This window comes from Chryseobacterium sp. sg2396, from assembly GCF_042610505.1.
GTDB lineage: Bacteria > Bacteroidota > Bacteroidia > Flavobacteriales > Weeksellaceae > Chryseobacterium.
In genome coordinates, this window is the sequence record NZ_JBHGAQ010000004.1 from 247,053 (window position 1) to 270,721 (window position 23,669).

The following is a 23,669-nucleotide window of genomic DNA, read 5'->3' on the forward strand; positions in this document are numbered from 1 at the left end:
TTTATTGCAGATATAAAGTTGGCTGTTTATTCGAAATCAAACTCATTACTTTCAAGGATCGGGACCGCTCGTAAAAACTTGTCGAAATCCTCACCGGGATAATTGCTTTCGGCTCCGTAAGAGTCAATAATCATTCCCATGTTTCCGGCATCATCTTTTACGACATACAGAACCGCGTTGTCGTCCGGAGCACTTGGACCTTCAAAACGATAGGTCTTCACGATGGTCAGCTCATGTGGCTGATAAATCTTTTCGGAATTTTCAAATTTCATTTCGCAGTTTTCATTCATTCTGAACTCCCGGTGTACACCTTTCTGTGCCAGTTTGGCCATTACCTGGCTCAATGTCGTCATCTTATCAATATTTCCTGTACTGTCCATAATAATTTTTTCATTAAACCTGCAAGAATTAAACCATTGCACTTTAAAACATGGTATTCCAGTTGTATTGCAGCTGTTAAAAAGAGAGGTTTGATATTAACAAAATTTATAATACATAAACGATCTTGGGTATACTTTTTGCAGTTGGTACCGGTACATAAATCAGACGAAATATGAAAAAAGAAGTCGGCGTTTTACTGGCAGGAGGAGTAGGTCTTTTGGCGGTATTAAGTATCATCGGAATAAAGAAAATTTTACACAGAAAAGATAAAAAATACAGCGATGCCTATTCGGATTATCACCGTCATTTTGAGGATAAAAATCATGATGACGAATATCACGGTATCGAATTTTATGCATTGAAGTAGTTACAAAATATATCCTTACTATGTAGATCCGGCACTATTACAGTGTTGGATTTTTTTTGTTACAATTTTTAACAATAAAACCTTCATTTTCCGGAAATTACCTTTTAATTTTACATCAACAATGCAGAACGAGGATATCATAAAAGGTCAGGGTGCTCAGCGAAATGTCATCAACCGTTTCGACCGCTATACCTATGAACCGGAAGAAGAGGACTTCGAAACGATAAAAACATCCTTCACTGAAGTTTTTCCGAAAACCATTGTTAATCAGGTTAAAAGCGAGGATCTGCCCATGGAGTATTCCATGAATCCTTACCAGGGTTGTGAGCATGGCTGTTCCTACTGTTTTGCACGGCCTACCCACGAATACTGGGGCTACAGCGCCGGAATTGATTTTGAAAGAAAGATCATGGTGAAGAAAAATGCTCCTGAACTATTGGAGAAATTCTTTCAGAAAAGAGGTTACCGGCCGGCTCCGATTTTACTTTCCGGGAATACCGACTGCTACCAGCCGGCAGAACGGCAGTTTGAGATTACCCGGAATCTTCTCCAGGTCTGCCTGGATTACCGGCATCCTGTTCATGTCCTTACCAAAAATGCCCTGGTGCTGAAGGATATGGATATTCTGAAGCCTATGGCCGAGCAGAATCTTGTCTCCGTCTCATTAAGCATACCGACGATCAATGAGGAGCTGCGGAGAAAAATGGAGCCCAGAACCAGTTCGGCTAAAAACAGATTGAAGGCCGTCGAAATTCTGGCTGAAAATAAAATCCCGGTAAATGTGATGGTGGCTCCGGTTATTCCCGGATTGAACGGTGATGAACCGCTGTCTATCTTAAAAACCATTTCTGATGCAGGGGCGCAGAGTTTCGGATATACGCTGGTAAGACTAAATGATTCGGTGGAACCTGTTTTCGTTAATTGGATTGAACATGCTTTTCCGGACCGTGCCCAGAAAGTCTTAAGCCTGATCCGTTCGATGCGTGGCGGAAAACTGGGTGAGAAAAAGTATTTCGACCGGCAGAAAGGGGAGGGCAATATTGCTGAAATGATCCACAACACGTTCAGGATCGGCAGGAAAAAGTTCTTTGACGGAAAAGATTTCCCGAGGCTTTCAATCCAAAACTTTACGGGGGCAAAGGATCAGCAGCTGAGGTTGTTTGATTAATTTTAATTATTTATAATGGTCAAACAACAAGTTATTGCCGGAAATGTTTGTAAATAGAAATTTTAATAATTTGTATTGAAAAGACTTTTTATTTTACTTTTACTTTTTGCGAAAACTATGTTGTTTTCGCAAAATTTGTCATTTGTTTATGAAGTAACAACAAATTCAAATAAAAAACTCTTCAAAAGAGAGAATTACTTTCTTGATATTTCTGGTGAGAAGTCAGTTTTCAGATCAGAAAATGACAGATATTATGATTCTTTGAGAGAAAAAACGGGAAAGGGTTTAGGAACCCCTCTCGACTTTAATCAATTATATAGTCATAAAAGAAAGTCCAAAGAAGAAATATATAAAACGGTGACCATTCCTTTTGTTTTAAATACTTATGATGTTTTAATTGATGAAAAACTTGATTGGAAATTATTAAGTGATTCAGCAACTATTGCAGGTTTGAAATGCCAGAAAGCAACCGTAAATTATGGCGGAAGAACGTGGGAAGCCTGGTTTGCAAAAAGCATTGCCATTCAGGACGGGCCTTATATATTTCATGGATTACCTGGATTAATTATACAGATTGCTGATTCAACTAATGATTTTAAATTCAGCCTTGTATATTATACGGATAAAAAAAACAGTATGTTTTTTCCTTCTAAGAAAGGTAAAATTTTAAGCTTTACCCAATTTAAACTTTTGCAAGAAAATTTTTACAGTCAACCATTTGCTGAGCTTGAAAGCAGCGGAATGAAAATAGTACATGCAGATGAAAAAGGCAATAAGTTGCCTTGGAATTCTCGTGAAATGTCGCAAAAAATGCAAAAAGTGCTGAAGGAAAATAATAATCCTATAGAGCTTAATTATAAGCCTAACTTCAAATAGCAAAAATTCATCAAAAATAGAAAACCGCTCCCAAAGCAACGGTTTTATCATTTGCAGATGAAATCTATCGTTTAGATCGAATCATCCGGACATTTGAAATCATCGCTGCATGTGGCACAGATTATCATATTACCGCAAGCATACATGCAGAATTCCGGCTCCGGAACCGGCTTGATTCCTCCGCCTCCTTTAATGCTTTTTAATTGTGTTTTGTTTAGTTTTTTTAAATTTTTCATATGGTTTGAGTTAAAAGTTTGATACTAAAGTAAAGTTAATCAAAAAAATAATATATCAATGAACTGTGGTATATTTTGTTTTCCGAATTAGTGTAAAATTCATTTTAATGTGAATAAATAAGGCTAAATGTTTGATTGTTAGTTTGAAAATTTTTAATTTTAAAAAATAAAGCGGAATCCGAAAAGCTGAAAGAGTAGGAAAATATTAAAATCAAAAGCTATGAAAAATTTCAAAAAGCTTTCAAGAGAAGAAAAGAAAGGAATATCTGCCGGTGCTCCTCCGGCATTCTGTTTTGAAGGTGACGGCCCGGGAACGGGGGGCTGCGGAGCCAACGAGATATGTTCCGGCGGAAAATGTATACCTTATTCACCGGATCCCGGTGGCGGTGGTCCGGGAAATCCCGGTGGTAGTACCTATACCTGTATCTGCCCGTGGGGAACCGTGGTGCAGACGACTCCATGTCCTGAATTTTATTGTATTACAGGATAATTTTTAAAGGGCTATCTTAAAAGGTTTCACGTGAAACTGGTATAAAATAAAACCGGGTGTAAAAACCCGGTTTCTTATTATTTTTTAATTAATCCTAATTCAATAAGTCTTTCATGCAGAAATTCACCAGCCGTCGTATCTTCGTACAGTTTCGGATGATTTTCATCCACACAGTTTTCCAGTGCATTTAGCGACATAGAGCTTACCGGGTGCATAAAGAATGGAATGGAATATCTTGAAGTTCCCCACAATTCCCTTGGCGGGTTCACCACCCGGTGGATGGTAGACTTCAGCTTGTTGTTGGTATGTCTGGATAACATATCACCTACATTGATCATCAGTTCGTCCGGTTCTGCGATCGCGTCGATCCATTCACCTTTGTGGTTCTGAACCTGAAGGCCTTTTCCCTGTGAACCCATTAGTAAGGTAATTAAATTGATGTCTCCATGAGCTGCCGCTCTTACCGCATCATCCGGTTCCTCTGTGATTGGCGGATAATGGATCGGTCTTAAAATAGAGTTTCCTTCAGCAATCTTGTCATCAAAATAAAATTCATCAAGACCAAGATACAGTGCCAATGCTCTCAAAACATACTGTCCTGTTTTTTCCAGCATCTGGTACGCTTCTTTTCCTACTTCATTGAACTTGGGAAGCTCTTCAACAATCACATTGTCGGGATATTCGTCTTTGTATTCGGAATCTTCGGACACGTATTGTCCGAAATGCCAGAACTCTTTCAGGTCTCCCTTTTTAAAGCCTTTTGCCGTTTCTTTACCGAAGCCGACATAACCTCGCTGTCCACCGATTCCCGGAATTTCATACTTCTGTTTCGTTTCCGTTGGCAGTTCAAAAAAGTTTTTTACCTCTCCATACAATTCCTCCACCAATTCGTCATCAAGAAAATGGCCTTTTAAGGCTACAAAACCAATTTCTTCATAAGCTTTTCCGATTTCATTTACAAATTTCTGTTTGCGTTCCGGTTCACCCGAAAGGAAATCACGCAGGTCTACACTAGGTATTTTATCCATTTTTAGAAATTTACGAATGGCTAAATTACAGATTTTTAAATTAATTTCTTTTTTGTGTTAAGCATTTATCAATTAAATTTGTACTATGAAAAAATATTCCTCCAAAAGAAGTATTCAGATACTCGCACACCTTCTTCAGCAATACGGAATTTCAGATATCATTGTTTCTCCCGGATCCAGAAATGCACCTTTGGCGATTCATTTTTCAGAGATCGACAGTTTCAACTGTTACAGTATTGTAGATGAAAGAAGTGCGGCTTTTGTAGGAATGGGAATGGCAATGAGCGAGAAAAAACCGGTGGCCATCACCTGTACCAGCGGTTCTGCGGCAGCGAATTATTATCCTGCTGTTACGGAAGCTTTTTATTCCAACATTCCGTTGCTGGTGCTTACGGCGGACCGGCCGATGGATTATGTGGATATCTTCGACGGGCAGACCATCAGGCAGAATAATCTTTTTCATCAGCATTCCTACGGCGATTTCCAGCTGATGGAAGACGGCAAGGAAAATGCGGAGGACCATAATTTCGGCATTATCAAAACAGCGATCGAGCTCTGTATTGAAAAGCAGGGACCGGTACACATCAATATTCCACTGGAAGAGCCTCTGTATGAGTTGATTTCCGAGCTACCGACTTTTCCGACAGTGGAAAAAAACATCCGTCAGAAAGAATATGAAGTGCCGTCCAATCTTATTGCCGACTGGAATACGTCACAGAGAATCATGATCCTGGTAGGAACCAAAGACCACAGTCCAGAGCTGGAAAACCAGCTGACGCAATTGGTGAAAAATCATACCGTCGTAGTGCTGAGTGAAGCCAATTCCAATTTATATCACGAAAAATTTTTCAGGCATATCGACCGGTATGTTTTCAACTTTACCGAAGAGGATTTTAAAATGTATGCACCTGATTTGCTGATTACAGTAGGGCAAAACGTCGTTTCCAAAAAAGTAAAACAGTTTTTAAGAAAAGCAAAACCGAAGCAGCACTGGCATCTTGACCCCGTGTGGCAACCGGATACGTATTTTGCTCTAACGGAAAAGATCGAAGTGAAGCCGGAAGTTTTCTTTTCGAAACTATTGAGCTTTATTAATCTTGAGCCGAGGCCTTATTACAATCTCTGGGATGTACTGCGGGATAAGAAAGATGCCAAGCACGAAAAGTTTTTAAGCACGGTGGATTTTTCGGATTTTTATTTCTTCTATAAAACCACCCAGACGGTTCCTGAAAATTACAATATCCATTTCAGCAACAGCTCGGCGATCCGCTATGCACAGCTCTTTGATTATGGTAGAAGAAAAATCTACTGCAACCGGGGAACCAGCGGAATCGACGGTTCTACCTCAACGGCGATGGGATTTGCCATCAAAAATACAAATCCGACTTTACTGATCACGGGGGATTTAAGTTTTTTCTATGACATCAACGGGCTGTGGAACCAGTACATTCCGCCGTTTGTAAGAATTATCATCTTTAACAACGGGGAAGGTAATATTTTTAAAATTATTCCGGGACCGGGAAATGCCAACCCGAATACGCTGGATGAATTTATTGCCACAAAGCACCATAAAAATGCAGAGCACCTGGCGAAGCATTTCGGGTTTTCATATACCAAAGTGGATGAGGAAGTAACCTTAGACCGAGTACTGGAGAATTTCTTCAAGCCGGATACGCAGCCTAAAATATTGGAAGTAAATACCATGGCGATGCATAATGCGGATATACAGAAAGCGTATTTTAATTTTTTAAAGGAAAATTAAAGCTCAAGATAGTCTTCATTTCCCGGCAGGTTGATGATACGATCGATCGGGTAAATAAAGTTTTCATCAAAATCATTCAGTGCATTGATCATCTGGAAATGAGAAAACTCCTTAAGGTTTTGTAAGGTGATTTCCGTTTCTTTGATTTTCTTATGCTTTAAAAGGTTCTGCCTTTGCACGCCGTTCAGAAGGTAGGTGGAAGGCGTGAACCAGTCTTTGCCTTTTTTGAACAGAAGGTTGCTGTAAGACGTATCCGTAATATGGTTATTCTTCACAATGATGATTTCCTCCGCTTTGGATTTCATCTTCATCCTTTCCAGTTCCTTACGGTCTTCGGATTTGAAGGAATAATCGAAGCTGTTGTTTTCCACCAGTTGAAAATCCTCCAGTTCGGGAATGGCGTAAGGAATCATCTGGGTACGGATTTTTTTATCCAGGTCATAGACAATTCTCAGTTTGAAAAGCCCGTCTTCGTCATGTTCCAGGTGCTTATAAATTTTTGCCAGATCTATGGAGCCTTCTTTCCCGAAATGGGCGAAAGTCTGGTCTACACGCTTCTGATGAAATTCCAACAGGAAAATTTCCTGATCTTCTACTTTAATACTTTCAATGAATTGGGACATAGATTTTATTTTTCATTTCCTGATATTCGTCTTCTAATACGCTCATATGGGTAATTCCGCCGCCACTTTTGAAATAAAGCGACTCGCCTTCTTTTTCAATAAAACGGATCATCACACAGCTATCTGTATTTTTTCCGTCGAACCAGCCGCAAACGCCGGTGTAATAGCCTCTGTCGTAGCCTTCCGCCTCAAGGATGATCTCCATTGTTTTCGGCTTCGGAGCCCCTAAAATAGAACCGGCAGGAACCAGTGTTTTCATGATGCTGCCTAGTTTCCCTTCAAATTCAGGCTTGATATTTCCTGAAATTTCGGAACTCATGGCGTACAGGTCTTTCTGTTTGGTTTTGATAAAATCGATGTACTGAAACTTATCTACCTTTACCTCATCCGCTACCATGCTGAGATCATTCCGGAGCAGATCGACGACTGTATAATGTTCGGCCTTCTCCTTTTTATCGTTTTTCAGGATTTCGGCGGCATTGTCCAGTGAGGCATCAATGGTGCCTTTCATCGGGTAGGTCGATATTTTTCCGTTAGCGATCTTGACAAAAGTTTCAGGAGAAAAAAATACGAAAAAATCTTTATAAAAAGCTTTATATTTCGCCGAGGAATGAAAAAAAATTTCCTCAAGTGTTAAATTGGTTTCAATCTTGGTTTTCCTTGTATAATTAACGAGATAGGAATTTCCAAAACGGATATTTTTCTGAACTTTATCAAAGCCTGCTTTAAAGCTTTCCAGCGTTTCGGGGTACGATCTCCATTCCACTTTTTTCTGTAGGGTCTGTATGGTTTTTGCCGTTGAGAAGTTTTGAAAATCAACCAATAAGCCTGATTTTTCGATTTCATCGGCTTTAAAGATTTCAACATTTCGGGCGAGGAAATCGATAATGAAAAAATAAGGAACCTTCTGAAGCGAAAGTTCGTCCATTTCCATAAATTTTTGATGATTCACTGAAAACATTCCGCAAAAGTAATTATTGATGTTTACTTTTGCACAAAATATTTTTAATGAACAGCAAATATCCGCAGAAACCGGGATTGGATTTTATATTGAAGCAGGCATTTTTCTACTGGAACAAAACATTGGTTTTCCAGCTGATGTTCTCTATCATGTATTTTGGAATTTTTCTTACTGTATTTTTTATGTGTGATATGAAATATGGCATTATAGGGGAATTCAACGAGGTCGGAAAATACATGCAGGATGGGATGAAGGTTTATATGGAACAGCTTAATAAGCTTGTTTCTACCGATAATTACCAGAATTTTTCTCTATGGATCATGGGCACTACGATTTTTCTGTATCCGCTCAATCTGGGATTTTTCCAGATTTACAGAAAAATGGATACCGGCGAGAAGCCGGAACTCAGCGATTTATTTGCCGGGTATAACGGACTGAATTTTTTCAGGTATGTTTCCTATTATATCTTCTGGTATTTTATTTATCGGTTTACCTTTCCCACGATCATCCTTGCGGTAGCCTGGGTTTGCATTACCCTATTTGTGGCACCGATGATGTTTTTTATGAACAAAACAATTTTCGAATCGCTTTCCCTCAGCTTTAAAGCCATGAAAGTGTATTTTCTGGAAATCCTGGTTTGTGTCATGATAGCGATAATTTTCAAATATATCGGTTTTGCTTTGTTCTTTATCGGCGGACTGTTTACTTTTCCTTTCTGGAATGCCGTTATTTACTCACTGTACAAAACCATATTTTCAGAGAAGATGTAATTTCATGGATTTTTAATGTTTTTAATGCTAAAAAAGGGTAAATTTGGTAAAATCACATTAAAAATTTAAACACCATGTCAGAATTTAATGAATTTGACCAACAGGGCTCTGTTCCGGAAAGAAGTACGGGAGCTGTAATTTCTCATGCATTTGAAATGTACAAAGGCGTTTTCCTATACGCTGTTGTGGCCATGATCATCTACGGTATCTTAGGCGCAGTCATTCAGGGGCTTACCGGAATGAATTCCGCTGCTATGTTTGAAGACATCCGCGATTCCGGAGATTATTCAAACTTTTCCGTATTCAGTACGCCGGGGTTTCCTTTGTACTTAACTTTGTCCGGGATCTTGGGACTTGTGCTTTCGCCTTTGTATGTGGGATTGATCTATATGATCAACAAATACAATACGAAAAATCCTATTGAGTTCTCCGATCTTTTCATCGGGTACCGTCAGAATTTTATTAATATTTTAATCTATGCCCTGCTATCGGGTATTATTTCATCCATTGCCATTTCGCTTTGTTTCTTTCCTATTATTTTCGTGTATCCGCTTCTGATGTTGGGATATCCTATTTTATTGTTTGAAAATGCTTCTGCTACCGAGGCTTTAGGAAAGTCATTCAACATTGCTAAAGAAAATTACGGGGTTTTCCTTGGCGCAACATTTGTAGGTTTTCTGCTGTCAATGGCAGGAATTGTGTTGTGCTTTATCGGAATTATTGTTACGGCACCTTTCATCTTTGCTGTAATGTATTCCCTCTATTGTGCCCATTTAGGAAAACCGAGACCAGTAATTTTAAATAAATGATGAATAAAGATCAGCAAATCAGCAGTATCAAGATCAAGCAGGTTTTTTTGCTTGCCATAATTTTAATTTTAACAGGGTTAATCTGTTTTAATCTTGCCCTTTTTATCCCTTCCGTTTTAGGAGCCATTACCATCTATGTCCTGTGCCGGAAGTATAATTTTTATCTGCAGGAGCAGAAAAAATGGAAACCGTGGCTTGCTTCTATGACGCTGATGGGTGCAAGTCTGATCGTTCTTATTCTTCCAATCTATTTTATCGGAGACCTGCTGATTGAAAAGCTTGGAAATGCCCAGGCATACATGGAAAAATTCAATGTTTTCTTGGAAAAAATCCATACCTACATTTATAAAGAATTCAAGTTTGATATTCTGAGTAAAGAAAATATGAGTAAACTGAAGAACAGTGTAGGACAATATTCAACAAAGGCCCTCAGTGGTACGGTAAATACTTTAACCATCGTAGCTTCCATGTATTTCATCCTTTACTTCATGTTGGAAAGACCCCGTTTCTTTGAGAAAATCCTTGCTTCTGCAGCACCTCTCAAAAGATCCAATGTATCGATGATCGGCGAAAAAATGAGAAAACTGATCCTGGCCAATGCCATCGGAATTCCTGTAGTCGCTCTCGGTCAGGGTATTGTTGCATTGGTAGGTTACTATATATTTGGGGCTCCAAGCCCAATACTTCTTTTTGCGCTTACTGCGGCAACTTCCATGATCCCGGTAGTAGGGGCGGCCATCGTGTATGGCCCGGTCTGTATTTTTATGATTGCGGAAGGAGATATGGGAAGCGGTCTGGGGCTGGCTGCCTATTGTATGATTGTAGTCGGATTGACGGATAATGTTCTGCGTTTTACCCTTCTGAAGAAGCTGGAAGATATCCATCCTTTAAATACAGTGTTCGGAATTATCATGGGGATGAATTTATTTGGCTTTATGGGGCTGGTTTTCGGACCGATTATGGTTTCTCTAACTTTGCTCCTGATCCAGGTTTACCGGAATGAATTTTCTGATGACGATACGCCTGAACTGGAGCTGCCGGATAAAAATAAAGAGTTGGAAACCAAAATCGATTTAATAGTATAAAAACAGAATATGCAGGACGGAATAAACCCGGAAATATTGAAAGAAATCTGTATCGTAAAAATGCCCTTCGGAAAATATCAGGGAACTGTTCTTGCTGATCTGCCGATAAGTTACTTAGAATGGTTTCAACGGACCGGGATGCCAAAGGGCAAGCTGGGAATACAGCTGGCAACGGTTTATGAAATCAAGTTAAACGGTTTAACGGAATTGTTGATCCCTATCCGCTCAGCAGTAAGGAATCAACGATAAGATTAATTTAATTTTAAAAATATCTAAAAAGCCCAACATTTTAAAGAATGTTGGGTTTATTTTATTTGCTTTTGATTTTACAATAACAATGAAATCAAATAATCCAAATAGTAAACAAAAAAGAGACTGAAAACCAGTCTCTTTTATTTATTCTTTCAGTGCTGCAATTTCATCCCTCAATTTAGCCGCTTTAATAAAATCGAGATTTTTGGCGGCCATTTCCATTTCTTTTTGTTTCTGGGAAATGACTTTTTCCATATCTTCAGAAGTGTAACTGGCCTTGGCTTCAGCCACCTTTTGAAGAATTTCCTTCTGGGTGTATTTTTCATCTGGAAAATCCTTGCTTCTTCCAACCAGACTTTCCGAAATCTTTTTATTTAATGCTACCGGAACCATTCCGTGTTCTTTGTTGTACTCTTCCTGTTTGGCGCGCCGGTATTCTGTTTCATCAAGGGTGGCCTGCATCGATTTCGTAATCTTATCGGCGTACATGATGGCCCTTCCATTGAGATTACGGGCCGCACGGCCTACCGTCTGGATCATCGACCGGCGGCTTCTCAGCATCCCTTCTTTATCGGCATCCAGGATGGCCACCAGGGAAACTTCCGGTAAATCCAGACCTTCCCTCAACAAGTTTACCCCGATCAGAACATCGAAAAGCCCTACCCGCAGGTCCTGCATGATCTGAATACGTTCCAGGGTTTCGACATCCGAGTGGATGTATCTAGTCCTGATGCCGAATTTGGTAAAATATTTCGTGAGCTCTTCCGCCATTTTCTTGGTTAAAGTGGTTACCAACACCCTTTCATCAAGATCGGCTCTTTTCTGGATTTCTTCCATCAGGTCATCGATCTGGTTGATGGTCGGACGGATTTCAATAACAGGATCCAGAAGACCGGTCGGGCGGATGATCTGTTCGATATAAGCACCTCCCGTTTTTTCCAGTTCATAGTCTGCGGGGGTTGCCGAAACATAAATCACCTGGTTCTGGATGGCCTCGAATTCCTCAAATTTCAACGGGCGGTTGTCCATGGCAGCAGGAAGCCTGAAACCGTATTCCACCAACGCTTCTTTCCGGCTTCGGTCGCCTCCGTACATCGCGTGAACCTGCGGTACGGTAACGTGGCTCTCGTCGATCACCATCAGGTAATCCTTCGGAAAATAATCCAGCAGGCAGAAAGGCCTTGTTCCCGGTAGTCGTCCGTCCAGGTATCTTGAATAGTTCTCAATTCCCGAACAATAGCCCAGTTCCTTGATCATCTCGAGGTCGAGCTCCGTTCTTTCCTGTAATCTTTTGGCTTCCAACGGTTTTTCAATCGAACTGAAAAAATCCACCTGCTTCACCAAATCGTCCTGAATATTCCGGATGGCCCCGTTCAGGGTTTCTTTTGAGGTTACGAAAAGATTGGCCGGATAAATCTGGATCTGTTCAAAATTGCCCGTTACGTTTCCTGAAACCGGGTCAAAACTCTGGATCTTTTCAATTTCGTCCCCAAAAAACTGGATCCTGATGGCATTGTCCGCATACGCCGGAAATACATCGATAACGTCTCCTTTTACCCGGAATGTTCCGCGCTGGAATTCATTCAGCGTTCTGGAATAAAGGGCATTTACCAAAGCATGCAGCAATGCGGTACGCGTAACCTTTTCACCGATGGCAATCGAAATCAGGGATTTGTGGAATTCCGTCGGGTTTCCGATACCATAAATACAGGAAACGGAAGCAACGATCAGCACATCCCTGCGTCCTGAAAGTAGGCTGGCCGTGGCAGAAAGCCTCAGCTTTTCCACTTCTTCGTTAATGCTCAGGTCTTTCTCAATATAGGTTCCGGAAGTCGCAATATACGCTTCCGGCTGATAATAATCGTAGTAACTTACAAAGTATTCTACGGCATTTTCAGGGAAGAATTCTTTGAACTCCATAAACAGCTGAGCGGCCAGTGTTTTATTATGAGCCAGCACCAAGGTAGGTTTCTGTACATTCTGTATGACATTGGCCACGGTAAAGGTTTTACCGGATCCGGTTACCCCCAGCAGCGTCTGGTATTTTTCGCCGATGTTTATGCCTTCGGTAAGTTTTTCGATAGCTTGCGGCTGGTCTCCGGTAGGTTTATACTCTGATTGAAGTTTAAAATTCATAAAATTGGTGATGTTATCCTAACAAAAATACGAAAGAATTATTTGGCATTCAACCATATGATGGATCTTAATTTGTATTTTGATGATTCATTTTATTTATCATCTGTTAAATAAAAAAGCATCCCGGTTTGGGATGCTTGTCTGTTTATTCAAATGACATGGTCAAAGGCAGTCGCATGGCGTAATTCACAGGTCTTCCATCTTTTTCAGCAGGCTTCCAGATGACATTTTCATTGGCTTTTTTAAATGAGATCAATGCTTCATTATTAAAAGACTCATTATTTCCTGCGACTTTTACATTCACGACATTACCGTTTGCATTAACGGTATACAGAATATCCGCTTTTAATAAGCCTTTCGGTTTTCCAGCTTCCAGCTTGGAACCGTCAAACGATTTTGAAACTCTTGTTCTCATTTCATTTATCCCACCCGGAAATTGGGGAAGCACCGTCGGCTCGTCCTGCAAGGAATTGTTCATGGCTTCATGGGTTGTGCCGGATACGCTTTGCCGGTCTGAATTTGTGTTTTTACCTTCTTTCGGCCGGATGGTATCCTGAATCTTTTTTTCTTCAGTGGTATTTCCGGTTAATTCTTCAGGAATTTCAGGTGCTTCAGGCCTATCGTATTTTATGGCTTCTGTACTGTTATCTTCCTGAATTTGTACTGCCGGACTGAGATCACTGCCTGAAATTTTTTTCTGTGTTTCCTGAATTATTTTTTCAATCGGAAGGGCATAGGTTTTTTCAGCAAATAATCCGAAAGCAATCAGTAAAGCAGGAACACTGATGGCTTTTTTCACTTGTGCCCATTTGGACTTCTTGGTGTTCATCATAATAAATCGTTTTTTGGTATTTTTAAAATTGAAGGTATGGGTAAGGTTATAGTTTTGGGATGAAATAATTTCATCCAATATTAAATTCTGATATTCTTTTACATTAAAATGATTCTTCAGGACCGATTCATCCGCCAGGAATTCATGATTCATCAGGATGGCTTTTTTATAAAAATAAACTGCCGGATTGAACCAGGTGAATGCTTTGATTATTTCAACGATCATGAGATCGATACTGTGCCTTTGGTCAACATGGCTTTTTTCGTGAAGGAAAATTCCTGTATCTATTTGGTGACCAATGAAATAGTTTTTTCCCAAATAGATCGTTTTCCAAAAGCTGAAAGGAGATGTCGCTTTTTCCGTTATCAAGATTTCCTGGTTGCGGTAAATGATCTTTTCTCCTTTTAAATTTCTGATTTTCACCAATGAAACCACCATCCTGCCTAAAAAGATACAGGTTATAATCCCATAGGCTATCCGGATACCGGTAATCCAGTCGAATCTGTCCTGTTCTGGAGTAAGGTTTACTATCTGCTGAGTGGCTTCAAAGGTTGTCTGTAAACGGTTTAATGGTTTCGGAGCTTCCATACTGACCGAGATAAAAGGAACTGTATAAGAAAACAACAGCGAAAAAAGCAGGTAGATCCTGTTAAACCGATACATTTTTTCTTTCTGCAGAAAACTGTAATAAAACGCAATCAGCAAGGTAGAGCACGCGATAATTTTAAAAAGGATAATCATTTTTCATCAATTTGACGGTCTATAATTTCACGGAGTTCTTTCAGCTGTTTCTGGGAAAGCTTTGCATTCGAAGTAAAAAACGAAGCAAACTGGGTGACGGAGCTGTTGAAAAAACGGTCAATCATGGAAGACATTTCTTCTTTGAAATATTCCCCTTTCGCTATTTTCGGAAAGTATTCGCGGGAATTTCCATACAATCTATAGCCGACAAAATCTTTATTCTGCATTCTTTTCAGCAGCGTGGCAATGGTGGTGGTCGCCGGTTTCGGCTCGGGATAAGATTCCAGGATATCTTTCATGAATGCTTTTTCTTTTTCCCAAAGAATATCCATGAGGTCTTTTTCGGAATCGGTAAGTTTTATTTCTTTCATATTCTACGGATTGATAATTTGTTCTACAAATGTAGAGTAAATATTTTAAATACCAAATTTTTATGGCATTATTTTTCCATCCATTCCGGCAACCACCAAATCTAATGATATGAATTTCAATAAATTTTATATTTCCGCCTTCAGTTTGTTCCTTATTTTATCTTCGTGTAAAGACAACAAACTTAATGCTCAAAAGCTGGGAAAAGATGGCAGCGTAGAAACGAAAGAGCCGAACTCTCCGGAATATAAGCCCGCCTTTGCCGGACAGACTAGGATAAAAGCGGTGAAAACCTCAACGCCTTACCATGTGGAAGTTTTGAGTAAAGATCTCGGAAAGCCCTGGGGAATCATTAACCTGCCTGACGGACGGTTTTTAATTACGGATAAAAGAGGCTATATGAACATTGTTTCAGCCGACGGAAAACAGATTTCCAAAATCGAAGGTTTTCCGAAAGTGGATACCAAAGGGCAGGGCGGTATGCTCGATGTAGCCCTGGATCCGGATTTCAGCAACAACCGCATGATCTACTTCAGCTTTTCTGAGCCTTATGAGAAGGGAAATCACACTGCTGTAGGAAAAGGAATGCTTTCTGCGGATCTGAAAAATATTTCGGGAGTGCAGGTTATTTTCCGGGCTACCCCGACTTATGACGGCGACAAGCATTACGGCAGCCGGCTGGCGTTTGATAAAGATGGAAATCTTTTTGTAAGCACAGGCGAAAGATCAGACAAGCAGACCCGGGTTTATGCCCAGAGAACCGATAACTATTTAGGAAAAATTTTAAAAATAACCAAAGACGGCAAACCTGCACCCGGAAACCCTTTTATCGGCAAGAGCGGATTTAAACCCGAAATTTACGCGTACGGCATCCGGAATCCGCAGGGAATGGCCATCGATCCGAACGGAAATCTCTGGGATGTCGAAATGGGGCCGAGAGGCGGTGATGAGATCAACCTGATTAAGCCGGGAAAAAATTATGGCTGGGGCGATGTAACCTACGGTATTGAATATTCCGGGCAGAAAATAAACAACGGAACCACAAAGAAAGCTGGTACGGAACAGCCTGTTTATTATTGGGACCCGGTAATCTCACCAAGCGGCGTTGCTTTTTATACCGGAAACATAGAAGAATGGAAAGGAAACCTGATGATCGGCTGCCTAAGCGGGGAACACATCAACCGGATCATGATGAAAGATAACAAAGTGATCGGCGAAGAGCGCCTGCTGGAAAATGAAAACGAAAGGTTTCGCGATGTCCTGAATGGCAGTGACGGAAATTTGTATGCGGTTACCGACAGTGGAAAGCTGTATAAAATTTCTAAAAAATAAGTTTCTTCGGCTAATAACACAACTGAAGTTCTCAAATATCAAATGAATATTGTTGATGAAAAAATAATCCGATCAGTAAATAATAAAGTCCGGGGAGAATGTAGATTGTGCCCGGACTCATTTATTTTATAGTTTTTATTAAAAGCTGTTGATCAATCTATTCAATCCTTCCGTCAGAATTTCCTGAGAAGTGGAGAAACAGATCCGGATATGTCCTTCCGCACCTTTTCCGAACCACCTTTCAGAGCCGGGAACAATAGCTACTTTTCCTTCTTTTAAAACGTGCAGGGCAAATTCGTCACTCGACATTCCGTTTTCAATTTTTGGAAAAATCACGAAGGTTGCTTCCGGAAGATTAGGCGTTAAAATCCCGGAGTTGTTCAGCATGCTGTGCGCCAGATCCCTGTTGTGCTGCAAATGGGTAAGAAAATCGTTGAACCACGGTTTAGCCCGGTCAATCGCAACACTTGCTGCGATTTGTGATAAGGTAGAAGCCCCTTCGATGGTAGAGTTAAATTGTGATTTCTCAGTAAAGTCATCCAACAATTCCTGATCGTTGCACAGAACGGCACCGATCCTCAGGCCTGCGATGCCGAAAGATTTTGAAAATCCGAAAACCGTAAAGCTTTTTTTCTTTGCTTCCTCCGAAACGGAAGAATAAGTGTTGAATTCTCTCCGATCGTATACAATATCGCTCCAGATTTCGTCACTCATTACCCATAGGTCGTGGGCAGCGGCAATTTCTGAAATCTTTTTAAGAATTTCTTTAGAATAAACCCTTCCCACCGGATTGTGTGGGTTGCAGATGCTGATCAGCTTCGTTTTCGGGGAAATCAGGGAAACCAGCATCTCGAAATCGATATCACCGGTTTTGGAATCGACGGCGCATAATTTTATATTTCCGCCAACGGCTTCCACGGTCTTTTTAAACAGGAAATCCACCGGATCGAAGATGATGGCTTCATCACCGGGATTCAGGACGTATTTGGCGATCAGGAACATTCCCTGGGCGGCACTGTTTACGGCCAGTACGTTTTCCGGGATAAAGCTTCCTTTTTTCTCAACATTAAAGTGTTCGGCCACGCTTTTTTTAAATTCCGGGATTCCGGAGAACGGGCCGTAGCTTAAGTAACCGTCCTTAATATATTCAATAATCCCGTTTTCTATCTCTTTGGACATTCTGAAGTCGGGATCAGCGGCCGTTAAAGGGATGATTCCGTCTTCAAGGGTTGCCCATCGGCCGTTATAGGCCTTTCTTTTAAGGGCTTCAAAATTGATATCGTTATTTGTAAACATCTTATTTGTATGAAATGGGTAAAGTATTTTTCGGTTGTTCGTGAAGCGGCAGGAGAAACTGCTCCAGCAAAGCCCTTCCATTGGCGATATGGATATCGATTTCAGGTCTTCTTTCTTCTTCGTATTCCCTGAAGGTTTCCTGAAGGGTGTTGCCTTTACCCAGAAGATTGGTTAAGGTAAAGGAATCTTTCAGAGCAGAAGTTACACCCTGGCTGGTAAACGGAATCAGCGGATGCGCTGCATCACCGATGAATACTATGTTCTGATGATAGAACGGATTCAGTTTTTCCAGCTCATACACGCGCCAGATATGGGCATTTTCATAGCTGGAACCTTCAATGATGGAGGAAATCAGGGGATTCCAGTCGCCGAAATGGTCAAGCATAAACTGTCTGATGCAATCTGCGGTGTAATCTTCATTAATGAAATATTTAGTGATATCAAACTGGCAATACCAAAGGATTTTAGATGGAGAAAGCTTTAGAACACCAAAAGTAAGTCCTCCGTTTTCATGATGGAATTTCAGAAAATTGCTTTCAATTTCTCCCGCCAATGTTTCGTTTTCGATAATATTCACCACTTCATTTTCCAGCACGGCTTTCATGGTTTCATCCCGGAAAATCGTTCTTCTGATGCGGCTTCTGGAACCGTCTGAGGCAATCACGATATCAGCATCCAGGGTTTGGCTGCCGTCCAGGGTAATCTGGGCTTTACCATTTTCAAAGCCGTTCAGGGCAACAGTGGAATTGTAGGATATTTTATCCGCCGGAACCCCTTTTGCCAGGATTTCGATCAGTGCGCTTCTGGAAACGACAAACACATCATCCAGATCTTTTTCGGAAATAATTTCTCCCGACTGGTTATAATGAATATACTTTTTAAGAAAACTTCCCTTTGCGTAAAGGTCGTCGATGTTGATGATATTGGAAAGAAATTCGATGCCTTCCTTGGGAAGAATGAATCCGTGTCCTTTCAGGTCATTTGGAGTTCTTCTTTCGTAAAGGTGATAGTCGATCTTGTTTTTTTCCAGATAATTCGCCATGCTCAGTCCGGATACGCCGGCACCTATGATTGCAGCTCTGCCCATCTTTATTGGTTGTTGGTTTTTGTTTGTTGTAGGATGTAATTTTTCATTAAAACTTATAAAACGATGCCTGGCAAAGTAATTTTAATGAAAAGAAAAGTGGCCTTTAGCCAAAATGATTGAAAGTAGATAATGTCAGGACGATATTATCTTTTGGAAACATCTATTCCGGTGCTTTAAAAATATTGTCATCGGAATGGAATCCTGCCACACCGCCGCTCACCGCAAATTTCATAGCGGAAGCTGCCGTCATTCCCACAACAGGCTTGATGTTTTTTTCTTCCGTCACGATAACCCATCCGGAGATCGCGTAAGAGTGGGGGAGGTATACGGCAACGTAATTGTGTTTCTCTACATCGGCCATTTCTTTCTGGGTTAAAAAACCGATTCTCCATATTTCAGGGTTTTCATTGGTTTTTACCCATACCGGATCATTGAATTTCTTCTTATCTCCCACAAAGGAAGACATAACATCTTTTGTCGGGGTATAAATGTGTTTTACGCCAGGCGTTTTTTCCAGCAGCCTGTCCATGGAATCGAAGAAGAACTTTCCGACCACGAATTTATTTCCCAGGAATCCCAGCAAAGCCGTAATTAAAATGGTAGAAATAAAAACCAGTCCCGGAATTTCGCGGGCTACGGAAGGGATGATGTTGTCTATCGACGTTACCACATACCATATCACGAAGATCGTCAGCCCGATCGGGCCGATGATCACTAATCCCTGAAAGAAGTTTTTCAGGAAAAAATTGGTCATATTTTCAAACGTCGGTTTTTTCAACATTTTTTATTTTATCCGTGGATGGTCTCTCCTTTTCCGTAAGACCGAATGACTTTGGCTTCATATTCCAGCCATTCTTCCCATCTTGTATTTACTTTCTGCTCATCGCCCAGCTGTCTGGCAAATCCGATGAAAGTGGTATAATGATTGGCTTCGGAGATCATGAGTTCCCTGTAAAAAACCTTCAGCTCTTCATCTTTAATGTTTTCGGTAAGCACTTTAAATCTTTCGCAGCTTCTCGCTTCAATCATGGCGGCAAAAAGCATTTTATCAATAATAAGGTCGTCCCTGTTTCCGCCTTTCTGGATAAACTGAACCAGCTCGTTTACATAATCATCCTTCCGGGTACGCCCAAATGTGTAACCTCTTTTTTTAATGATCTCGTGCACCTGTCCGAAATGCTCCAGTTCTTCCTGCGCAATGGCCAGAAGTTCGGTTACCATTTCCGGATATTCCGGCAGCATGGTGATCAGTCCGATTGCATTAGTTGCGGCTTTCTGTTCGCACCAGGCATGGTCTGTTAAAATTTCTTCAATGTTTTCTTCTGCAATATTTGCCCACCTTGGATCAGTAGGAAGTTTCAACTTAAACATGTTTTAAAATTTTGTGTAAAATTAAAACAATTTGCAATACAATTAAAGATTATTTACGAGTCCGTTAAAACTAATGTATCATAAGCCATCGAATATTTTATATAATAATCAGCTAGCATATGGCAATTAGAAGAAGAATAAGATGATTTATTTAATTTAAAGCAAACTTATATCGTTTGTATAAATCTGTTGTAGTTAAATAAAAGCGAAATAAACTTATGTGTGCTTTAAAATTTACAGTAAAAATTAAATTGCGATTAAAATATTTCAACCGGATGGTATTTTTTTTGTTAGTACTTAAAAAACCAAACAAAAAAATATCAGCAATGGAAACAATTACTTATTTAAAATCCCGAGTGAATACCTTATTACTAATGATGTTTACGATGTTCATGTCTGTTCTTAATTTTGCTCAGGAAACGAGTGCCGGTGGCGGAGCCGTAACGACGGAACAAAAAACAACGACAACTACAGAATGGTATGCTGACCCGATGTACATTATCGGCGGAGCGATTCTTCTGATCATCATTATTGCACTGATCGCAAGAAACGGAAGAAGCAGGGCTTAACCGGCAGCTGTTTTCTTTCTCAGAAATTCCAGGATTTTCCATCCCGCCTGATCCACTTTTTTCAAGCCGGCGGAAATGATGAAGGCAAGCATGATATTAATCCCGTAGATTAGAATCATAAGAACCCACCAGGACATATATTCTTTCAAGGGAACTACTATAAAATAAACTAACGAAGAACTTATTCCCTGGGCGAAATAAAAGAATATAGCATTTTTACCAATATAGGTCACAAAGTTTTCTTTTGTGACCTTTAATCTGTTGTAGCAGACAAAGAGGGTTACCAGAGAAAATAAGGTCCAGATAATGTAAGGGATCTGTGGCGGGAATTTATTTTTATTGATTTTAAAAAATACATCGTTACCGTAAAAGATAAACATTCCGGCCAAAGCTGTGGCAACCATTCCGTATAAAACCGGGATGAATTTCGCAGGTATCTTTTTGCCTTTCATCCTGTTTCCTATGAGGAAAATCGTCATATAAAAAGCGACATAGCCCACCTGCCCCGACGGATAGATTTCCGGAAAAATATTGAATAGTAAAGTCAGCCCGGCACAAAGGGCGATAAACCAATGGATATGCTTCGGAAAAAATCTTAGGATCAGTACGCCGAAAACCGTTAGGATATAATAGACCTTCAAGTACCAGAAGCTTCCCATCACAACCGGAAAGGTATCTGCATTGGTGTATTGGTGGAGATACCAGTTGCCCAGGTTTTCCCATTGCGGAACGGTGGAAATGCTGGTGGTTGCATATTTGGATCCGAAGGTAGAATAAAAATTCTGCAGCCACTCCAGCGAAAAAAATGTCAGCCCGAAAACTTTAAAGAAATAATCCAGAAAGAACAGCAGGGTTACGAAAATCATGTAGGTGATTTGCAGTTTCAGCAATCTGTACAGTGTTTTTTCAATGTTGGATCCGGAAGTAATCCCGCTGAGCGCATAAAATAATGCCACATCAAAAACCAGGGAAAATACCCGTACTTCAGGAAGAATATAAAACTGTCCCGACCAAAACGCGGTATGAATGAATATAATGGAAAGGGTGGCCAGTCCTTTGGCGAAGTCAATATAAAGGTCTCGGTTCATGGATACAAATATGATGGCTCAAAAGTAAATAAACTTTCTGAATTTAAGGATAAAGAAAAAAGAGACAGGAACCATGCCCTGCCTCTCAAGAAAAGATATTTCAAAAATGATGATTACTTTAAGTTCTTAAATTCTTCAGCAGAAATTTCGCCGGTCTGAAGTTTTTTGATCTCATCCAGATACTGCTTCATATACGCATCAAGCTCAGGGTATTTTGAATTTTTTGCCATTTTATAAGTTCCGTTCAGTACACCCTGGTAATAATAGAAGAAATTATAATCGAAGGCCGAAGCAGTAAGGTCATATTGTCCTAAAAGGAATCCCAAACGTACGGCAGACCTTCTCTGCGGGGGTGTCCCGTGATGCCCCGGGCTGTTCGTCTGGTAATCTCCGATGCTTTGGGCAAATTCGTAGGCTGCAGCAATCTGTGCGAAACTAGTCTGGTTGTAGCCATTCGGTCTTCTAAGGTAGTATCCTGCAAAGCCGTCGGCTTCCAGTTCGTTTGGTCTGGCCGTAGATTCGGTTACGGAAGGCAATCCGAAAATGTATTGCAGCTGATGTCCGTATTCATGGGAAAGGATCATGGCATTGACGATGTCCCCGCCTTTTGATTTCGCGTCATAATAGATGGCATAGCCATAGTAGATCTTTCCGGTAGAATAAGAAATCGCATTGTAGGTGGAGTTGTAATTCGACGGATCGTTTACGAATCTCAGCGTCGGATTGCTCCTTCCCCACAAACCTGCGATTTTCGTCATCTGTGCATTCATGAAGTTTGTATCCGCAGTATTCTGCAGTGAAGTCAGAAGAACTGCCGAAGAGCTCCAATTCTGGTCTACATAATAACACACTTTTTCAAGAGCATTGGGCTGGTCGATTCTGAGGTTTTCCGTCTGCTGTTCAGGCTGTACGGGCGTTTCTATATTGTCGTCGTTACATGCCGATAATGAGAGTGCGGCAATAGCTCCCCATAAGATTGGGAAATAGAAGTTTCTTTTCATATATAAATATTTTGTTTAACGAAGTTATTCATTTTAACGTCACAAAATATCACTTTATTGTGATAAATTATTCAGAGCATAGTTAAAATTTTATTTTAAAAAAGATTGGGTTGAATTTGAATGGATTAGAAAATATTTCTTATATTTGCACCTCGAAATAACTAAAAATCTTATAAACAATGTTTGCAATTGTAGAAATAGCAGGGCTTCAATACAAAGTTGAGCAAGACCAAAAGCTGTTTGTAAACCGTTTAGCAGGAGATAAAGGAGGTAAAGTATCTTTTGATAAAGTACTTCTTACTGTAAACGGAGCAATCACGGTAGGCGCCCCAGCTGTAAGCGGAATCACTGTAGAAGCAGAGATCCTGGATCACGTAAAAGCTGATAAAGTAATCGTTTTCAAAAAGAAAAGAAGAAAAGGTTACAAAGTGAAAAACGGTCATAGACAATCTTTAACTCAGATTCAGATCACTGGTATTACAGGATTTGAAGGAGCTCAGAAAGCAGAAAAACCTGCTAAAAAGACAACTAAAAAAGCTGACGCTGAGGCAACCGAAAGCGCAGAATAATTGTAAAACCAAAAAACCTTAAAATAAAATGGCACATAAGAAAGGAGTTGGTAGTTCCAAGAACGGTAGAGAATCTCACTCCAAAAGATTAGGAGTAAAGATTTTCGGTGGTCAGGAGGCTATTGCCGGAAACATCATCGTTAGACAAAGAGGTACGCAACACCACCCGGGTGCAAACGTGGGTATCGGTAAAGACCACACTTTGTTTGCTTTGATCGATGGTAAAGTAGTTTTCAGAAAGAAAGCAAACAACAGATCTTTTGTATCTGTAGAAGCAAACGCATAATCAGGCGTTTTATAAAATCAAAACCTCAGCAGATGCTGAGGTTTTTTTATGCCCATCTTCTGGTTAAAAAGTTAAATTTTTTGTAATTAGTCAATCTAAAGGGAAATATTTATATATTTGAAACTATCAAATAATCAATATCCTGCGGATGCCGAAAAGCAAATAGAGTAGGCAGCAAATTAAA

Annotated in this window: 27 protein-coding genes; 13 read left to right on the forward strand and 14 right to left on the reverse strand. The window is 40.3% G+C overall.

The features are described 5' to 3' along the window. Positions 1 to 26 precede the first annotated feature (26 nt). Positions 27 to 380, reverse strand: coding sequence for a hypothetical protein (locus tag ACED20_RS06250; protein ID WP_378103863.1), 354 nt, complete (start codon positions 378 to 380; stop codon positions 27 to 29). A gap of 173 nt (positions 381 to 553) precedes the next feature. Here ACED20_RS06250 and ACED20_RS06255 point away from each other — a divergent pair, with 173 nt between their 5' ends. From ACED20_RS06255 to ACED20_RS06265, 3 genes are all read left to right on the forward strand, one after another. Continuing rightward, complete coding sequence (locus ACED20_RS06255) at positions 554 to 748, forward strand: hypothetical protein (protein WP_294220276.1); 195 nt, start codon at positions 554 to 556, stop codon at positions 746 to 748. A gap of 121 nt (positions 749 to 869) precedes the next feature. Next, positions 870 to 1,916: a PA0069 family radical SAM protein gene (locus ACED20_RS06260; RefSeq protein WP_378103868.1), complete on the forward strand. Its 1,047-nt coding sequence runs from the start codon at positions 870 to 872 to the stop codon at positions 1,914 to 1,916. A gap of 75 nt (positions 1,917 to 1,991) precedes the next feature. Beyond that, a complete protein-coding gene (locus tag ACED20_RS06265; RefSeq protein WP_378103870.1) occupies positions 1,992 to 2,792 on the forward strand; it encodes a GLPGLI family protein in 801 nt (266 codons plus the stop codon). A gap of 71 nt (positions 2,793 to 2,863) precedes the next feature. On the opposite strand, the gene ACED20_RS06270 is transcribed toward ACED20_RS06265, so the two are convergent. Next, positions 2,864 to 3,028: a hypothetical protein gene (locus tag ACED20_RS06270; protein WP_294264523.1), complete on the reverse strand. Its 165-nt coding sequence runs from the start codon at positions 3,026 to 3,028 to the stop codon at positions 2,864 to 2,866. 220 nt (positions 3,029 to 3,248) lie between these two features. Between ACED20_RS06270 and ACED20_RS06275 the strand changes: the two genes are divergently transcribed. Next, positions 3,249 to 3,518 (forward strand): hypothetical protein, encoded by a 270-nt coding sequence (locus tag ACED20_RS06275; RefSeq protein WP_294229165.1) that lies wholly within the window; start codon positions 3,249 to 3,251, stop codon positions 3,516 to 3,518. 77 nt (positions 3,519 to 3,595) lie between these two features. Here ACED20_RS06275 and ACED20_RS06280 read toward each other — a convergent pair whose 3' ends face one another. Continuing rightward, a complete protein-coding gene (locus tag ACED20_RS06280; RefSeq protein ID WP_294229163.1) occupies positions 3,596 to 4,546 on the reverse strand; it encodes an isopenicillin N synthase family oxygenase in 951 nt (316 codons plus the stop codon). 85 nt (positions 4,547 to 4,631) lie between these two features. On the opposite strand from ACED20_RS06280, the gene menD reads away from it, so the two are divergent. Beyond that, entirely contained in the window at positions 4,632 to 6,308 is a 1,677-nt protein-coding gene (gene menD / locus ACED20_RS06285; protein WP_345766934.1) for a 2-succinyl-5-enolpyruvyl-6-hydroxy-3-cyclohexene-1-carboxylic-acid synthase, read from the forward strand. Here menD and ACED20_RS06290 read toward each other — a convergent pair. After that, a complete protein-coding gene (locus tag ACED20_RS06290; protein WP_294199218.1) occupies positions 6,305 to 6,931 on the reverse strand; it encodes an aminotransferase class IV in 627 nt (208 codons plus the stop codon). The two genes, menD and ACED20_RS06290, sit on opposite strands and share 4 nt — an antisense overlap. Beyond that, the gene (locus ACED20_RS06295) at positions 6,915 to 7,892 is read right to left on the reverse strand and encodes an aminodeoxychorismate synthase component I (protein ID WP_378103874.1); all 978 of its coding nucleotides are present in this window, start codon (positions 7,890 to 7,892) and stop codon (positions 6,915 to 6,917) included. Before ACED20_RS06295 ends, ACED20_RS06290 begins: the two co-directional genes overlap by 17 nt. 47 nt (positions 7,893 to 7,939) lie before the next feature. Here ACED20_RS06295 and ACED20_RS06300 point away from each other — a divergent pair, with 47 nt between their 5' ends. The 4 genes from ACED20_RS06300 (at position 7,940) to ACED20_RS06315 (ending at position 10,805) form a co-directional block, all read left to right on the forward strand. Continuing rightward, on the forward strand, positions 7,940 to 8,662 hold the full coding sequence (locus tag ACED20_RS06300; RefSeq protein WP_378103876.1) for a hypothetical protein: 723 nt from the start codon (positions 7,940 to 7,942) through the stop codon (positions 8,660 to 8,662). Between the two features lie 74 nt (positions 8,663 to 8,736). Next, positions 8,737 to 9,471: a beta-carotene 15,15'-monooxygenase gene (locus ACED20_RS06305; protein WP_294236634.1), complete on the forward strand. Its 735-nt coding sequence runs from the start codon at positions 8,737 to 8,739 to the stop codon at positions 9,469 to 9,471. Beyond that, the gene (locus tag ACED20_RS06310; protein ID WP_294264547.1) at positions 9,468 to 10,556 is read left to right on the forward strand and encodes an AI-2E family transporter; all 1,089 of its coding nucleotides are present in this window, start codon (positions 9,468 to 9,470) and stop codon (positions 10,554 to 10,556) included. The genes ACED20_RS06305 and ACED20_RS06310 overlap by 4 nt, the downstream gene beginning before the upstream one ends. A gap of 21 nt (positions 10,557 to 10,577) precedes the next feature. Further along, positions 10,578 to 10,805, forward strand: coding sequence for a DUF3820 family protein (locus tag ACED20_RS06315; RefSeq protein ID WP_294236647.1), 228 nt, complete (start codon positions 10,578 to 10,580; stop codon positions 10,803 to 10,805). 147 nt (positions 10,806 to 10,952) lie between these two features. On the opposite strand, the gene uvrB is transcribed toward ACED20_RS06315, so the two are convergent. From uvrB to ACED20_RS06330, 3 genes are all read right to left on the reverse strand, one after another. Then, positions 10,953 to 12,944 carry an excinuclease ABC subunit UvrB gene (gene uvrB / locus ACED20_RS06320; RefSeq protein ID WP_294199335.1) on the reverse strand — a complete coding sequence of 664 codons (1,992 nt, stop codon included), beginning with the start codon at positions 12,942 to 12,944 and terminating at the stop codon, positions 10,953 to 10,955. A gap of 145 nt (positions 12,945 to 13,089) precedes the next feature. Then, positions 13,090 to 14,517 carry a M56 family metallopeptidase gene (locus tag ACED20_RS06325; protein ID WP_294236630.1) on the reverse strand — a complete coding sequence of 476 codons (1,428 nt, stop codon included), beginning with the start codon at positions 14,515 to 14,517 and terminating at the stop codon, positions 13,090 to 13,092. Next, positions 14,514 to 14,888, reverse strand: coding sequence for a BlaI/MecI/CopY family transcriptional regulator (locus tag ACED20_RS06330; RefSeq protein ID WP_294236628.1), 375 nt, complete (start codon positions 14,886 to 14,888; stop codon positions 14,514 to 14,516). The genes ACED20_RS06325 and ACED20_RS06330 overlap by 4 nt, the downstream gene beginning before the upstream one ends. A 109-nt stretch (positions 14,889 to 14,997) precedes the next feature. On the opposite strand from ACED20_RS06330, the gene ACED20_RS06335 reads away from it, so the two are divergent. After that, positions 14,998 to 16,218 (forward strand): PQQ-dependent sugar dehydrogenase, encoded by a 1,221-nt coding sequence (locus ACED20_RS06335; RefSeq protein WP_378103880.1) that lies wholly within the window; start codon positions 14,998 to 15,000, stop codon positions 16,216 to 16,218. A gap of 138 nt (positions 16,219 to 16,356) precedes the next feature. On the opposite strand, the gene ACED20_RS06340 is transcribed toward ACED20_RS06335, so the two are convergent. The 4 genes from ACED20_RS06340 to ACED20_RS06355 form a co-directional block, all read right to left on the reverse strand. Next, positions 16,357 to 17,514, reverse strand: coding sequence for a pyridoxal phosphate-dependent aminotransferase (locus tag ACED20_RS06340; protein ID WP_378103882.1), 1,158 nt, complete (start codon positions 17,512 to 17,514; stop codon positions 16,357 to 16,359). 1 nt (position 17,515) lies between these two features. Further along, positions 17,516 to 18,601, reverse strand: a complete 1,086-nt coding sequence (locus ACED20_RS06345; protein ID WP_294220261.1) for an NAD(P)/FAD-dependent oxidoreductase — start codon at positions 18,599 to 18,601, stop codon at positions 17,516 to 17,518. 160 nt (positions 18,602 to 18,761) lie between these two features. Beyond that, a complete protein-coding gene (locus tag ACED20_RS06350; RefSeq protein ID WP_378103925.1) occupies positions 18,762 to 19,379 on the reverse strand; it encodes a DUF502 domain-containing protein in 618 nt (205 codons plus the stop codon). An 11-nt stretch (positions 19,380 to 19,390) separates the two neighbouring features. Further along, positions 19,391 to 19,972 carry a tRNA-(ms[2]io[6]A)-hydroxylase gene (locus tag ACED20_RS06355; protein WP_294321975.1) on the reverse strand — a complete coding sequence of 194 codons (582 nt, stop codon included), beginning with the start codon at positions 19,970 to 19,972 and terminating at the stop codon, positions 19,391 to 19,393. A gap of 326 nt (positions 19,973 to 20,298) precedes the next feature. Here ACED20_RS06355 and ACED20_RS06360 point away from each other — a divergent pair, with 326 nt between their 5' ends. Continuing rightward, positions 20,299 to 20,541 carry a hypothetical protein gene (locus tag ACED20_RS06360; protein ID WP_294203812.1) on the forward strand — a complete coding sequence of 81 codons (243 nt, stop codon included), beginning with the start codon at positions 20,299 to 20,301 and terminating at the stop codon, positions 20,539 to 20,541. Here the strand turns inward: ACED20_RS06360 and ACED20_RS06365 are convergent. Together ACED20_RS06365 and ACED20_RS06370 are read right to left on the reverse strand one after the other, a co-directional pair. Next, entirely contained in the window at positions 20,538 to 21,629 is a 1,092-nt protein-coding gene (locus ACED20_RS06365) for an acyltransferase family protein (protein ID WP_294236624.1), read from the reverse strand. The genes ACED20_RS06360 and ACED20_RS06365 overlap by 4 nt on opposite strands. 113 nt (positions 21,630 to 21,742) lie before the next feature. After that, on the reverse strand, positions 21,743 to 22,630 hold the full coding sequence (locus ACED20_RS06370; RefSeq protein WP_294229138.1) for a metalloprotease: 888 nt from the start codon (positions 22,628 to 22,630) through the stop codon (positions 21,743 to 21,745). Positions 22,631 to 22,809: 179 nt separating this feature from the next. On the opposite strand from ACED20_RS06370, the gene rplU reads away from it, so the two are divergent. Continuing rightward, positions 22,810 to 23,199, forward strand: coding sequence for a 50S ribosomal protein L21 (gene rplU, locus ACED20_RS06375; protein ID WP_146940402.1), 390 nt, complete (start codon positions 22,810 to 22,812; stop codon positions 23,197 to 23,199). A gap of 28 nt (positions 23,200 to 23,227) precedes the next feature. After that, complete coding sequence (gene rpmA, locus ACED20_RS06380) at positions 23,228 to 23,485, forward strand: 50S ribosomal protein L27 (protein ID WP_027387413.1); 258 nt, start codon at positions 23,228 to 23,230, stop codon at positions 23,483 to 23,485. Positions 23,486 to 23,669: the final 184 nt, after the last annotated feature.